The organism is Microbacterium sp. zg-B96, from assembly GCF_030246865.1.
GTDB lineage: Bacteria > Actinomycetota > Actinomycetes > Actinomycetales > Microbacteriaceae > Microbacterium.
Map to the genome: position 1 here is coordinate 418,896 of NZ_CP126738.1, position 11,447 is coordinate 430,342.

Genomic DNA, 11,447 nt, shown 5'->3' on the forward strand with positions numbered 1-11,447 from the left:
CGGCCGCTAAGGTGGCGTTGCGGTGAGGATGCCGTCCGAAACGGAGCGGGCATGGATGTGGACCTCACTCGGCTGCGGTATTTCGTCGCGGTCGCTGAGGAGCTGCACTTCGCCCGCGCGGCCGAGCGCCTGCGGATCAGCCCCTCGCCGCTGAGCCGGCAGATCAAGCTGCTGGAATCGCAGTTCGGCGCGGAGCTGTTCGAGCGGAACTACCACGAGGTCCGGCTGACCGCCCTTGGCCGCACCCTGCTGCCGCACGCCCGCGCCATGCTCGAGGCCGTCGAGGCATTCCGGTCCGCCGCGGCGAAGGCCACCGACGAGCGCCTCGAGGGCACCGAGGGCACCGTGGCTGCGTCGGCCCGCGGCGCCGGCCGCTACCGCTGACAGTTCGGGCACCAGAAGACGTTGCGCTGCGCCGTGGGGCGCGCACCGAGCGACGCGGCCTGCACGAGCGCGCCGCACCGACGGCAGGGTTTGGCCTCCCGGCCGTAGACCCACATCCCCCGCCCGGGACGCGCGTCGCCGGTGAAGACGCGGCGCGAGCGGTCCCGGTTTGCGCGGATCATGCGTGCCGCGGTGTCGATGAGGCCGGTCGCGTCGACGGCGGTGCCGGGGGTGGTGGGCAGGATGCCGCGGACGAACAGCACCTCGTTGGCATAGACGTTGCCCAGACCCGCGACGTTGCGCTGATCCAGCAGCGCCACGTGCGCCGGGCGGTCGTCGGCCGCCACGCGCCGCGCCGCTTCGGCCGGGTCCCAGTCGCCGGCGAGCGGGTCGGGTCCGAGGTGGCCCACGATGCGCTCCTCATCGGCGGTGGGCAGCACCTCGACCATCGCGAGGTCGAAGCCGACGGCATCCGCCCGTTCGTTGCCGACGATCGCCCGTGCGGTGTGGCCGGGGCGCTGCCACCGGCCGCCGGCGGGGTACACGTGCCACTCGCCTTCCATCTTCAGGTGCGAATGCAGCGTTGCACCGCCCGCGCGCAGCAGCAGGTGCTTGCCGCGCGGCACGACCTCGCTCACCGTCTCCCCGCGCAGGTCCGCGGTGGCGCTGCCGGGCACGCGGATGTCGAAGCGGGTGATCTCGCGGCCGGCGAGCGCCTCGTGCAGGCGCTGCGCGGTGCGGAACACGGTGTCGCCCTCAGGCATCCGCCGCCGCTCCCTGCCGGTAGCCGGCGGCTGCGGTGACCTTGCGCAGCGTGAGCCCGCGGGTGGCCTCGACGAAGCCGGCTGCGCGCAGGGCCCGGCCGACGGCCGTGCCGTACACGAACTCGCCGTTGACCTGCTCGATCGTGAGGGTGTCCAGCCGCCGCGTGCGGGAGGTGGCGGCGAGGTCGGCGGCGGCGGCGGCGAGCTGCGCTTCGTCGTCGGTGAACGTCAGCGCCGACCGGCCACCGCGCTCCAGGTACAGCGTCAGCGCGCCGTCGACGAGCACGACCAGGCCGCCGGCCTTGCGGCCGGGGCGGTGGGTGACGCCCTCCAGCGCCGGCCAGGCCAGCGCCGCACCGTAGGGGTTGGCGGGGTCTGTCGCGGCGAGGGTCACGGTCGTGAGGGGAGCAGGGTCGGAGAGGCCGGCGAACTCCCGCAACCGGTCGACGGTCGCCGACGCGGCGAACTGCGCCGCCCCGAGCTTCTCGATGACGTAGCCGCGGCGGCAGTGGCCGGCTTCTTCGAAGCCGGCAAGGATGCGGTAGGTCTGCGCGAAGCCACCCGGCACGCCCTCGGCCTGCACGCTGCCGCGCGTGACGACGCCGTAGCGGTCCAGCAGCAGGCTCGCCGTCGCCGTCGCGCGCGAGGAGGCGTCGGGCTCTGGCGCCGGCAGCAGCGACCACCGGCCGCCCAGTGCGGGGGGACGCGGCGGTGTGGCACCGGGGCGGGGGATGGCCATGCCGCGATACAGCCGCGCCCGCGGGGTGCGCCGTGCGGTGCGGTGGGCCTGCGACCCGCCGGCGAGGAGCGTCCGCACCGGGGCGAACGTGTCGTTGGTGACCAGGCCCTGCCAGGTGAGGTTCCACAGCGCCTCGATGACGGACTGTTCGGTCTCGGCATCCGTCAGCTGGCGCAGCTGCGAAGCGAAGTAGGCGCCGCCGCCGGTCAGCGCGGCGACGATGCGCGCCTCGACGGAGTGCGGTGGCGCATCGGGATCGCCCTCGCGGGCCTCGGCGATGTCGTCGTCGGGCGGTAGCAGGGTCAGCGGGGCGGTGTCGGCGACGTGCAGCGCGATCCAGCCGTCCCGGCCGGGCAGCGACCCGTGACCGGACCAGAGGATCTCCCCGGTCGCGGTGAGTTCGTCCAGCATGCCGGGTACGTAATCGCGCACTCGGGAGGGCAGCACCAGCGACTCCCAAGCACTGGCCGGGATCGGCACACCGGCGAGCTGTTCGATCACCGCGACGACCCCGTCGATGCCGTCCAGTGGCCGGGTGACGTGCTGCCATACCGGCAGGAACCGCGCGTACGCCTCGGGGGAGACCGGCTCCACGCTGCCGCGGATGGCGGCCAGCGACCGCATGCGCAGGCGTCGCAGCACCTCGGTGTCGCACCAGTCGCCCTCGTCGGTCGGGTGGCCGTCGCCGTTGCCGCGCGGCGCCTCCGGCAGGAAGAAGCCGCTCGTCACCCGCCCCTGCGATTCCAGCCGCTGCAGCGCCTGCCGCGCGACGGCCATGCCCAGGCCGAGCCGGGTGGCGACCTCCGACGCGCGGAACGGGCCGTGCGTGCGCGCATGCCGGGCCACGAGGTCGGCCAGTGGGTCGGCGACGGGTTCCAGGAACGCCGTGGGAAGGCCCACCGGCAGGGCGGTGCCGAGGGCGTCGCGCAGCCGCGCGGCGTCCTCGATCGCCGCCACGCGCTCGGTGCCGGCGATCGACACGCGGATCGCGCGCCGGGTCTGCATGAGCGCATCCAGGTGCGCCGTCGCCTCGGTGAGGGCGTCGGTCTCGGCGTCGAGGCGGTCGGCCACCTCGGCGGCATCCAATGGACCGAGCAGGCGCAGCAGGTCCGCGACACCCTCCACGCCGCGGGCCCGCCGCTCCGGGTCCAGCCGCTGCACTTCGCGCTCGAACTGCGCGATCACGTCGGGGTCGAGGAGCTCCCGCATCTCGACTTTGCCCAGCAGCTCCGCCAGCAGCGCCGGGTCGACCGACAGGGCGGCGGCCCGGCGCTCCGCCAGCGGCGAGTCGCCTTCGTACATGAACGCACCGACGTAGCCGAACAGCAGATCCCGGGCGAACGGCGACGGCTGGGAGGTGTCGGTTTCGACCAGCCGGATGCGGCGGTCACCGATCGAGCGGGCGATGCGCAGCAGTGCGGGCAGGTCATAGACGTCCTGCAGCACCTCGCGGAGGGTCTCGAGGATGATCGGGAAGGTCGGATGCCGGCGGGCGACTTCCAGCAGCTGCGCCGAGCGCTGTCGCTGCTGCCACAGTGGCGCGCGCTTGTTGGGGTTCAGTCGGGGCAGCAGCAGCGCCCGGGCAGCGCACTCGCGGAACCGGGAGGCGAACAGGGCAGAGCCCCCCACCTCTTCGGTGACGATCTGCTCCAGCTCGTCGGCGTCGAAGACGAACAGGTCGGCGCCGGGTGGCTCCGCCGCGGCATCCGGAACCCGGGCGATGATGCCGTCGTCGCTGGCGACAGCGGCACCGTCGACGCCCAGGCGCTCCCGGATGCGGGCGTTGACGGCCAGCGCCCATGGTGCGTGCACATGCATGCCGTACGGGGAATGCAAGATGATCCGCCAGTCGCCGACCTCATCGCGGCTGCGTTCCACGGTGAGGGTGCGGTCGGTCGGCAGGCTCCCGGTGGCCTCGCGCTGCTCGGCGAGGTAGCCCAGCAGGTTGGCGATCGCGTTGTCGTCGAGGCCGGATTCCGTCAGGCGCGCCACGGCCTTCTCATGCGGCGCCGCCGAGACCTCCCGGGAGAACTTGCCCAGCGCTTCGCCCAGTTCGGCGGGTCGGCCCAGGCCATCGCCGTGCCAGAACGGCAGCTTGCCCGGTTGACCGAACGCGGGCACGACGTTGACCCGGTCGTGGGTGATCTCCACGATGCGCCAGCTGGTGGTGCCGAGGGTGAACACGTCGTTCACGCGCGACTCGTAGACCATCTCCTCGTCCAGCTCGCCGACGCGGGCGTTGCGGGTCTCGCCGGCGACGAACACGCCGAAGAGCCCCCGGTCGGGGATGGTGCCGCCGCTGGTGACGGCGATGCGCTGCGCGCCGGGGCGGCCGGTCAGCGTGCCCTGGTCGCGATCCCACACGATGCGGGGGCGCAGCTCCGCGAATTCGTCCGACGGAAAACGGCCGGCGAGCAGATCGAGGGTCGCCTCGTACGCCGAACGCGGCAGCGTGCGAAACGGCGCACTGCGGCGCACCGTCTCGAACCAGCCCTCCACGTCGATCGCCCCGGTGGCGCAGGCGGCGACGGTCTGCTGCGCGAGGATGTCGAGCGGGTTCTGCGGCACCGCGATCGCCTCGATCTGGCCGGCGAGCATGCGCTCGGTGACCACCGCGGTGTGCAGCACATCGCCGCGGTGCTTGGGGAACAGGGCGGCGCGACTGACCTCGCCGACCTGGTGCCCGGCGCGCCCGACGCGCTGCAGCCCGGAGGCGGCCGACGGCGGCGCCTCCACCTGGATGACGAGGTCCACCGCCCCCATGTCGATGCCGAGCTCGAGCGAACTGGTCGCCACGACGCAACGCAGGATGCCTGATTTGAGTTCGTCCTCGACCTGGGCGCGCTGCTCCTTGGACACCGAGCCGTGGTGGGCTTTGGCCAGCACGGGCGCGCCGCCTGCTGTCGCGCCCGCCTGCGCCATCACGGCCGCGGGAACTGTGGGGTTGGGCAGCTCCAGCCCGAGGCGCTCGGTGTAGATCTCGTTGAGCCGGCCGGTGAGCCGCTCCGCGAGCCGCCGGGAGTTGGAGAAGACGATTGTGGAGCGGTGCGCGAGGATGCGGTCGACGATCGCCTCCTCCACGTGCGGCCACACCGATCCGGTCACTTCGGTCGAGCCTGCGCCCGGGGTTCCGCCGCGCTTGTCGCCGGCGAACCAGTCGGTGTCCTCGCCGCCGGCGGGGTCCGTCTGGTCGGGAGTGCCGGGCGGGGGCGGCGGGTTGAGCATGTCGTCCACGGGGACCACGACCGACAGGTCGAACGCCTTCGTCGCTCGCGGCGCGACGATCTCCACGGGTGCGGCGCCGCCGAGGAAGCGGGCCACCTCGTCGATCGGGCGCACGGTGGCCGACAGGCCGATGCGCTGCGCGGGCGCGAGGCTCGCGGCATCCTCGGCGTGCTCCTGGCGGAGGGCCTCGAGCCGCTCCAGGCTGACGGCCAGGTGCGCGCCGCGTTTGGTGGCCGCGACGGCGTGGACCTCGTCGACGATCACCGTGTGGACGTTGCGGAGGGTCAGCCCGGCTTGGCTGGTGAGCATGAGGTAGAGGGACTCGGGGGTCGTGATGAGGATGTCGGGTGGGTCGGCCACGAGCTTGCGGCGGTCGCCGGAGGGGGTGTCGCCGGAGCGGACGCCGACGGTCACATCGGGCACGGTGATCCCCAGCCGCCGCGCGGATTGGCCGATCCCCACCAGCGGGGAGCGGAGGTTGCGCTCGACGTCGACGCCGAGCGCCTTCAGCGGCGAGATGTACAGGACGCTGGTGCCGGGGTTCGGCTCGCGGCGGCGGCTACGCGGCTTGGTGGCCGTGGCATCCGCCGGACGCTTCTCGTGGAAGATGCGGTCGATCGCCCACAGGAACGCCGACAGCGTCTTGCCCGACCCGGTGGGCGCCACCACGAGGGCGTGCTTGCCGTGCGAGATGGCCTCCCACGCGCCGATCTGGGCGTTCGTCGGCTCGGGGAAGGCGCCGCGAAACCAGTCCTGCGTGGCAGGACCGAATCGCTCGAGCACGTCGCTCATCCCTCCATCTTCGACCAGGCCGCCGACAATCGGGCGGGTCTTGACGCGCGGCATCCGTCCCTGCGCCTCCCTCGATCTCCCCACGTGCCGGGGAGGGGGGCGGATGCCGCGGCATCCGACTCTGGCCTTTCGCCCACCGGACCGCTAGCCTGGAGGATCTTTGCCAAGTGGGGGAAGGGCATCATGCCGAACCAGCAAGACACCGTGTGGATGACCGCAGCCGCGCTCGCCGCGCTGCAGGCCGAACTCGACGAACTGAACCTGCGCGCCGAGGGCGACGCCGCCCAGGCGCGCCAGGTGGCGTTGCGCAGCCTGATCCGCCGGGCCGAGGTCGGCACCAAGCCCGACGACGGTCTGGTGGAACCGGGCATGACCGTGACCGTGCGCTTCGCGCGCGACGGCTCCGAGGAGACGTTCCTGCTGGGCAGCCGCGAGCTGGTGCGACAGGGCGGCGAGGTGGACCTCGACGTCTACTCGCCGTCGTCACCGCTGGGCGCGGCGATCACGGGTCGCTCGGTGGGCGACACCGTGACCTATGCCGCACCCAACGGCGCGACGATCGAGGTCACCGTGATTGCGGCGGTGCCGTTCGGCTGATGCCCTAGCAGCGCGTCGACCAGTTCGTCGACCGTGTCCAGGTCGACGTTGTTGGTCGGCTCGCCGAGGCCGTCACACCGGCGTCGGGTCGTCCAGGCGCTTGCGCAGGAACACCGCGATGTCATCGAGTTCCTGCTGCGAGACGCTGTGCGTGAGCCCGGTGTAGACGCGACCGCTGAGGTCGACGTGATCGGGCAGCCACTGCACGGTGTGGTCGACCAGCTCGGTGGGGATGACGTCGTCGCGCGTGCCCCGCCCCCAGAACACCGGCGGCCGCCGCTCGGCCAGCCGCTCGTCGCCGGGGAGCTCGCCCGGCGTCACGTAGCCGCTGAGGTTCACCGCGAACGCGAACAGCTCGGGGCGCAGTCGCAGCGCCTGCAGCGCGACGGCGCCGCCCTGCGAGAAGCCGAGCAGACCGACGGATGCCGCATCGCTCGCGGCATCCACCCACTGCACGACGCGCGAGGCGGCGGTGGTGACGTCGTCGGGGCGGCGATCCTCGAGCCCTTCGATCGGGTACCAGCAGTACCCGGGCGTCGGGAACGGTGGTGACAGCGGCGCACGCACCGCCGCCACGACGTACTCCTCGGGGAGCTGCGGCGTGAGGGCGAACAGGTCGTTCTCGTCGGAACCGTAGCCGTGCAGCAGCACCAGCAGCGGCCTGCCGCCTCGCTCGGCGGGCGGGGTGGACCAGCGCACGGGGACCGGATCGATGAGCGGGATGGCGACCATGCCCCCATCCTGGCAGGACGGGCGGACACGGGGTTGGTATACATGGAGCATGGCCGTCCGCACCCCTGACCCCGACCCCGATGACCGCGACGACGACGGCACGCCGCGCGATCCACTCGGTGGGGGCGATCCGTACGGCCGTCCCGGCCGCCCCCGGGGCGACGGCATGTTCGGTTCGCCGTCGCCGGCTTCGTCGCAGAACCCGGGGTGGCTCAGCGACATCGAGCTGGCCGAGGCCCGCCGCCGGCTGCCGATGCTCTACGTCGAGGCGGTTCCGGTGCGCACCGACGGCGTGGGCGCGGTGACACAGGTCGGCATCCTGCTGCGGGCGACCCCGCTGGGGGAGATGACCCGCACGATCGTGTCGGGTCGCGTCCGCTACGGCGAGACGGTGCGCGATGCGCTGTTCCGGCACGTCGAGAACGACCTCGGTCCCATGGCGTTCCCCCTGCTGCCGCCGCAGCCGGTGCCGTTCACGGTGGCGGAATACTTCCCGATGCCCGGCCTGACCGCGTTCCACGACGACCGGCAGCATGCGGTGTCGCTGGCGTTCGTCGTGCCGGTGTCGGGCACCTGCGAGCCGCGTCAGGACGCGTTGGAAGTGACCTGGATGACGCCGGAGGAGGCGGCCACCGATGCCGTCGCCGCCGAGATGGAGGGCGGCCGCGGCACCCTCGTGCGCCTCGCGCTGGCATCCGTCGGCGCGCTGCGCTGACACCGCGCGGCACGCGTCGCCCCTCGCCGAGAAACCACTCTTCGGATCAGAAACCACGCGATGCGGTGTTTCTCATCCGAAACGTGGTTTCTCGCCCAGCCCGCTCGCCGGCGACAGCGCTATCGCGGCGCGGGCAGCATCCGGATGCCGATGAGAACCAGTCCGGCGCCGAGCGCGGCGGCCCCGATCAGAGCGATCGTCGTGCCGCCGCCGAGTGGCAGCACCGTGCCGAGGATCGTCATGGCGAGGCCGATCACGACGAGGGCCGCGGTGTATGCCTTGATCATGCGCTCAAGAGCGCGATGGGTGCACCGCGATCCATCCACTGGGACGCCGGCCCGCGCAGCCGGGCTCGTCGAATCGCCCGGCGGGTCAACTCGCGAGTCCTTGCCTCGCAGGCTGAAATACTCGTCGAGCGCCCCCTGGCTGAGAAGGAGTGTTCAACGTGCCCGTGAGCTTCCATGAGGCAGCCGCTGCTGAGATGGATCCCATCATCTTGTATTCGGTTCTGAAGCTCCGAGTCGACGTGTTCGTCGTCGAGCAGCGTGCCGCATATGACGACCTCGATGGCAGGGACGTTGAGCCGGCCGCTCGCTTGCACTGGGCAGAGGAGGACGGCAGTGTCCTTGCCACGCTGCGAGTTCTGGCAGATGCGGACGGCTGGCGTATCGGACGTGTCGCCACCGCCGTGGCGGCCCGCGGTCGCGGCCTTGCCGCAGAACTGATGCGGCGCGCGATCGCCGGACGCGCCGGACAGGTCATCGTCCTGGATGGGCAGCTCCAACTCGAACGCTGGTACCAGCGCTTCGGGTTCACCCGCTCTGGAGAGATCTTCGTCGAGGATGGCATTCCCCACGTCCCGATGACGCGAGCCGCTGCGAAATAGCGAGCGCAATAGCGAGCGACGCGCCGGGACGGCGCCGGACTCAGCCGCGCGTCAGGCGCGACAGTTCCGCGACGAAGGCATCGACGTCGGCGGGCTCGGTGTCGAACGAGCACATCCAGCGCACCTCGGCCCGGGTGGCATCCCAGTCGTAGAAGCGGAAGCTCTCCCGGAGCGCATCGGCCACGCCGGCCGGCAGCGTCGCGAAGACGCCGTTGACCTGGGTGGGCTGGGTGAATTCCACGCCGCGGATGGACCCGTCGGCGATCCCCGCCTCGACCTCCGCGCGCAGCCGCCGGGCCATCGCGTTGGAGTGCCGCGCGTTGCGCAACCACAGGTCGCCTTCCAGCAGCGCGATCAGCTGAGCCGAGATGAAGCGCATCTTCGATGACAGCTGCATGTTGGTCTTGCGCAGGAACTTCAGCCCTTCGGATGCCGCGGGGTTCAGCACCACGACGGCCTCGCCGATCATCGCGCCGTTCTTGGTGCCGCCGAAGCTGAGCACGTCCACGCCGACATCGCGCGTGAAGGCGCGCAGCGGCAGGTCCAGCGCCGCGGCGGCATTCGCGATGCGCGCACCGTCCAGGTGCAGCCCCATGCCGCGCTCGTGCGCGTGGTCGGCCAGCGCCCGGATCTCGTCGGGGGTGTACAGGGTGCCGAGCTCGGTCGACTGGGTGATCGATACCACCAGCGGCTGCGCGCGGTGCTCGTCGCCCCAGCCCCACGCCTCACGGTCGACCAATTCCGGGGTCAGCTTGCCGTCATCGGTGGGCACCCCGAGGATCTTGATGCCGGCGACCCGTTCGGGTGCCCCGCCCTCGTCGACGTTGATGTGAGCGGTGGTCGCGGCGATCACCGCACCCCAGCGGGGGAGCATCGACTGCAGTCCGGTGACGTTCGCGCCGGTGCCGTTGAACACCGGGAACGCCTCGACGCCCTCGCCGAAGTGCTGCACGAACACCTCGTGCAGCCGTGCGGTGTAGGCATCCTCGCCATAGGCGATCTGGTGGCCGCCGCCGGCGGCCCCGATAGCGGCGAGCACCTCGGGGTGCACGCCGGAGTAGTTGTCGCTGGCGAAGCCGCGGACGGCGATGTCGTGGAGGGTGGTCACGGGGATTCAGCCTAGTCAGGTTGCCCGCGACCCCTGGTGAGTGTCCGCCCCGCTGGGTACTCTCGCCTGCATGACCGAGGGCGCGCCCGCCGGGGAGGCGGTCGGACCCGAGCGGCTCGCGCCGCCCGGCGGCATGCGCACGTTCCTGCAGGTTCTCGTCAACACCGCCGTGGCGAACATCACCACGAGCTTCCTGTGGTTCGCGCTGACGTTCTGGGCGTATCTGGAGACCCGGTCGGTGCTGGCCACCGGCATCATCGGCGGCGCGTACATGCTGTTCGTCGCGGTGTTCTCCATCCCGTTCGGCACCCTCGTCGACCGGCACCGCAAGCACCGCGCCATGGTGGGGTCGAGCCTGGTGTCCCTCGCGGCGTTCATCGTCGCCGGCATCCTGTACCTGCTGTTCCCCGAGTCCGACCTCATCGATCTCGGGCAGCCCTGGTTCTGGCTGTTCGCCGGCATCATCCTGTTCGGCGGCGTGATCGAGAACATGCGCAACATCGCGCTGTCAACGACGGTGACGCTGCTGGTGCCCACCGAGCGGCACGCGAATGCGAACGGCATGGTCGGCGCCGTGCAGGGGATCGCGTTCGTCGTCACGAGCGTCTTCTCGGGGCTCGCGATCGGCCTGCTGGGGATGGGGTGGACGATCGTCATCGCGATCGCGTTCACCGCGGCTGCGCTGGTGCACCTGGTGTTCCTGCGCATCCCCGAGACCGAGCCCGCCCACGTGGAGGGTCACATCGCCAAGGTCGACATCCGCGGCAGCATCGCCGCGATCGCGGTGGTGCCGGGGCTGTTCGCCCTCATCGTCTTCTCGACGTTCAACAACCTCATCGGCGGCGTCTACATGGCGCTCATGGACCCGTACGGCCTGACGCTGTTCCCGGTCGAGATCTGGGGCATCGTGCTCGGGGTCACGGCGATCGGATTCATTCTCGGTGGCATCGTCATCGCCGCGCGAGGGCTCGGCCGCAATCCGGTGCGCACGATTCTGTTCGCGGTCATCGCGATGGGCGTGCTCGGCGCCGCGTTCACGCCGCGACTGGTGGTGGCTCTATGCCCTCGGCATCCTGCTCTACATGACGCTCATCCCCGTCGTCGAGGCTGCCGAGCAGACCGTCATCCAGAAGGTCGTGCCGTTCCGGCGGCAGGGGCGCGTGTTCGGGTTCGCGATGGCCTTCGAGTCGGCGGCCGCTCCCGTGACGGCGTTCGTGATCGCGCCGATCGCGCAGTTCTGGGTGATCCCCTACATGGAATCGGATGCCGGAACGAGCACGTGGGGCTGGCTCCTCGGCGAAGGGCAGGGGCGCGGCATCGCGCTGGTGTTCGTGTTCGCCGGGCTCCTCATGGTCGTCGCCGCGCTGCTGGCGTTCACCACCCGGTCGTACCGGCGACTGTCGCAGTACTACGCCGGCGAAACCGAGTCGGTGCCGGCCGCCGACGTGCCCGACCCCGCCGACGCCCCTCGTTGAGCGGGGGACGTCGGCGGGGTCGGCGTCGGT

At 71.7% G+C, this 11,447-nt stretch carries 9 protein-coding genes and 1 pseudogene; 5 read left to right on the plus strand and 5 right to left on the minus strand.

Annotation, left to right across the window (positions count from 1 at the left end; all coding sequences use genetic code 11):
- Positions 1-51: 51 nt before the first annotated feature.
- A complete protein-coding gene (locus tag QNO11_RS01850) occupies positions 52-384 on the plus strand; it encodes a LysR family transcriptional regulator (RefSeq protein WP_285169594.1) in 333 nt (110 codons plus the stop codon).
- Here QNO11_RS01850 and QNO11_RS01855 read toward each other — a convergent pair.
- Entirely contained in the window at positions 375-1,148 is a 774-nt protein-coding gene (locus QNO11_RS01855) for a DNA-formamidopyrimidine glycosylase family protein (protein WP_257509031.1), read from the minus strand. The two genes, QNO11_RS01850 and QNO11_RS01855, sit on opposite strands and share 10 nt — an antisense overlap.
- Positions 1,141-5,904 carry an ATP-dependent helicase gene (locus QNO11_RS01860; RefSeq protein ID WP_257509032.1) on the minus strand — a complete coding sequence of 1,588 codons (4,764 nt, stop codon included), beginning with the start codon at positions 5,902-5,904 and terminating at the stop codon, positions 1,141-1,143. The genes QNO11_RS01855 and QNO11_RS01860 overlap by 8 nt, the downstream gene beginning before the upstream one ends.
- A 183-nt stretch (positions 5,905-6,087) precedes the next feature.
- Here QNO11_RS01860 and QNO11_RS01865 point away from each other — a divergent pair, with 183 nt between their 5' ends.
- A complete protein-coding gene (locus tag QNO11_RS01865; protein WP_257509033.1) occupies positions 6,088-6,501 on the plus strand; it encodes a GreA/GreB family elongation factor in 414 nt (137 codons plus the stop codon).
- Positions 6,502-6,573: 72 nt separating this feature from the next.
- Here QNO11_RS01865 and QNO11_RS01870 read toward each other — a convergent pair whose 3' ends face one another.
- The gene (locus QNO11_RS01870; protein WP_257509034.1) at positions 6,574-7,233 is read right to left on the minus strand and encodes an alpha/beta hydrolase; all 660 of its coding nucleotides are present in this window, start codon (positions 7,231-7,233) and stop codon (positions 6,574-6,576) included.
- Between the two features lie 49 nt (positions 7,234-7,282).
- Between QNO11_RS01870 and QNO11_RS01875 the strand changes: the two genes are divergently transcribed.
- Positions 7,283-7,948: an NUDIX hydrolase family protein gene (locus QNO11_RS01875; protein ID WP_257509035.1), complete on the plus strand. Its 666-nt coding sequence runs from the start codon at positions 7,283-7,285 to the stop codon at positions 7,946-7,948.
- 119 nt (positions 7,949-8,067) lie between these two features.
- On the opposite strand, the gene QNO11_RS01880 is transcribed toward QNO11_RS01875, so the two are convergent.
- On the minus strand, positions 8,068-8,235 hold the full coding sequence (locus tag QNO11_RS01880; protein WP_257509036.1) for a hypothetical protein: 168 nt from the start codon (positions 8,233-8,235) through the stop codon (positions 8,068-8,070).
- A gap of 194 nt (positions 8,236-8,429) precedes the next feature.
- Here QNO11_RS01880 and QNO11_RS01885 point away from each other — a divergent pair, with 194 nt between their 5' ends.
- Complete coding sequence (locus tag QNO11_RS01885) at positions 8,430-8,834, plus strand: GNAT family N-acetyltransferase (protein WP_257509037.1); 405 nt, start codon at positions 8,430-8,432, stop codon at positions 8,832-8,834.
- 40 nt (positions 8,835-8,874) lie between these two features.
- Here the strand turns inward: QNO11_RS01885 and QNO11_RS01890 are convergent, their stop codons facing one another.
- Positions 8,875-9,942 carry a threonine aldolase family protein gene (locus tag QNO11_RS01890; RefSeq protein WP_257509038.1) on the minus strand — a complete coding sequence of 356 codons (1,068 nt, stop codon included), beginning with the start codon at positions 9,940-9,942 and terminating at the stop codon, positions 8,875-8,877.
- A gap of 70 nt (positions 9,943-10,012) precedes the next feature.
- Between QNO11_RS01890 and QNO11_RS01895 the strand changes: the two are divergent.
- A pseudogene (locus QNO11_RS01895) lies at positions 10,013-11,417 on the plus strand (MFS transporter).
- Positions 11,418-11,447 lie beyond the last annotated feature (30 nt).

Bases quoted from the DNA above. Each gene is read 5' to 3' on its own strand.
- QNO11_RS01860 (WP_257509032.1), bottom strand. From the start codon at position 5,904: ATGAGCGACGTGCTCGAGCGATTCGGTCCTGCCACGCAGGACTGGTTT.
- QNO11_RS01850 (WP_285169594.1), top strand. From the start codon at position 52: ATGGATGTGGACCTCACTCGGCTGCGGTATTTCGTCGCGGTCGCTGAG.
- QNO11_RS01885 (WP_257509037.1), top strand. From the start codon at position 8,430: ATGGATCCCATCATCTTGTATTCGGTTCTGAAGCTCCGAGTCGACGTG.
- QNO11_RS01875 (WP_257509035.1), top strand. From the start codon at position 7,283: ATGGCCGTCCGCACCCCTGACCCCGACCCCGATGACCGCGACGACGAC.
- QNO11_RS01880 (WP_257509036.1), bottom strand. From the start codon at position 8,235: ATGATCAAGGCATACACCGCGGCCCTCGTCGTGATCGGCCTCGCCATG.
- QNO11_RS01855 (WP_257509031.1), bottom strand. From the start codon at position 1,148: ATGCCTGAGGGCGACACCGTGTTCCGCACCGCGCAGCGCCTGCACGAG.
- QNO11_RS01865 (WP_257509033.1), top strand. From the start codon at position 6,088: ATGCCGAACCAGCAAGACACCGTGTGGATGACCGCAGCCGCGCTCGCC.
- QNO11_RS01870 (WP_257509034.1), bottom strand. From the start codon at position 7,233: ATGGTCGCCATCCCGCTCATCGATCCGGTCCCCGTGCGCTGGTCCACC.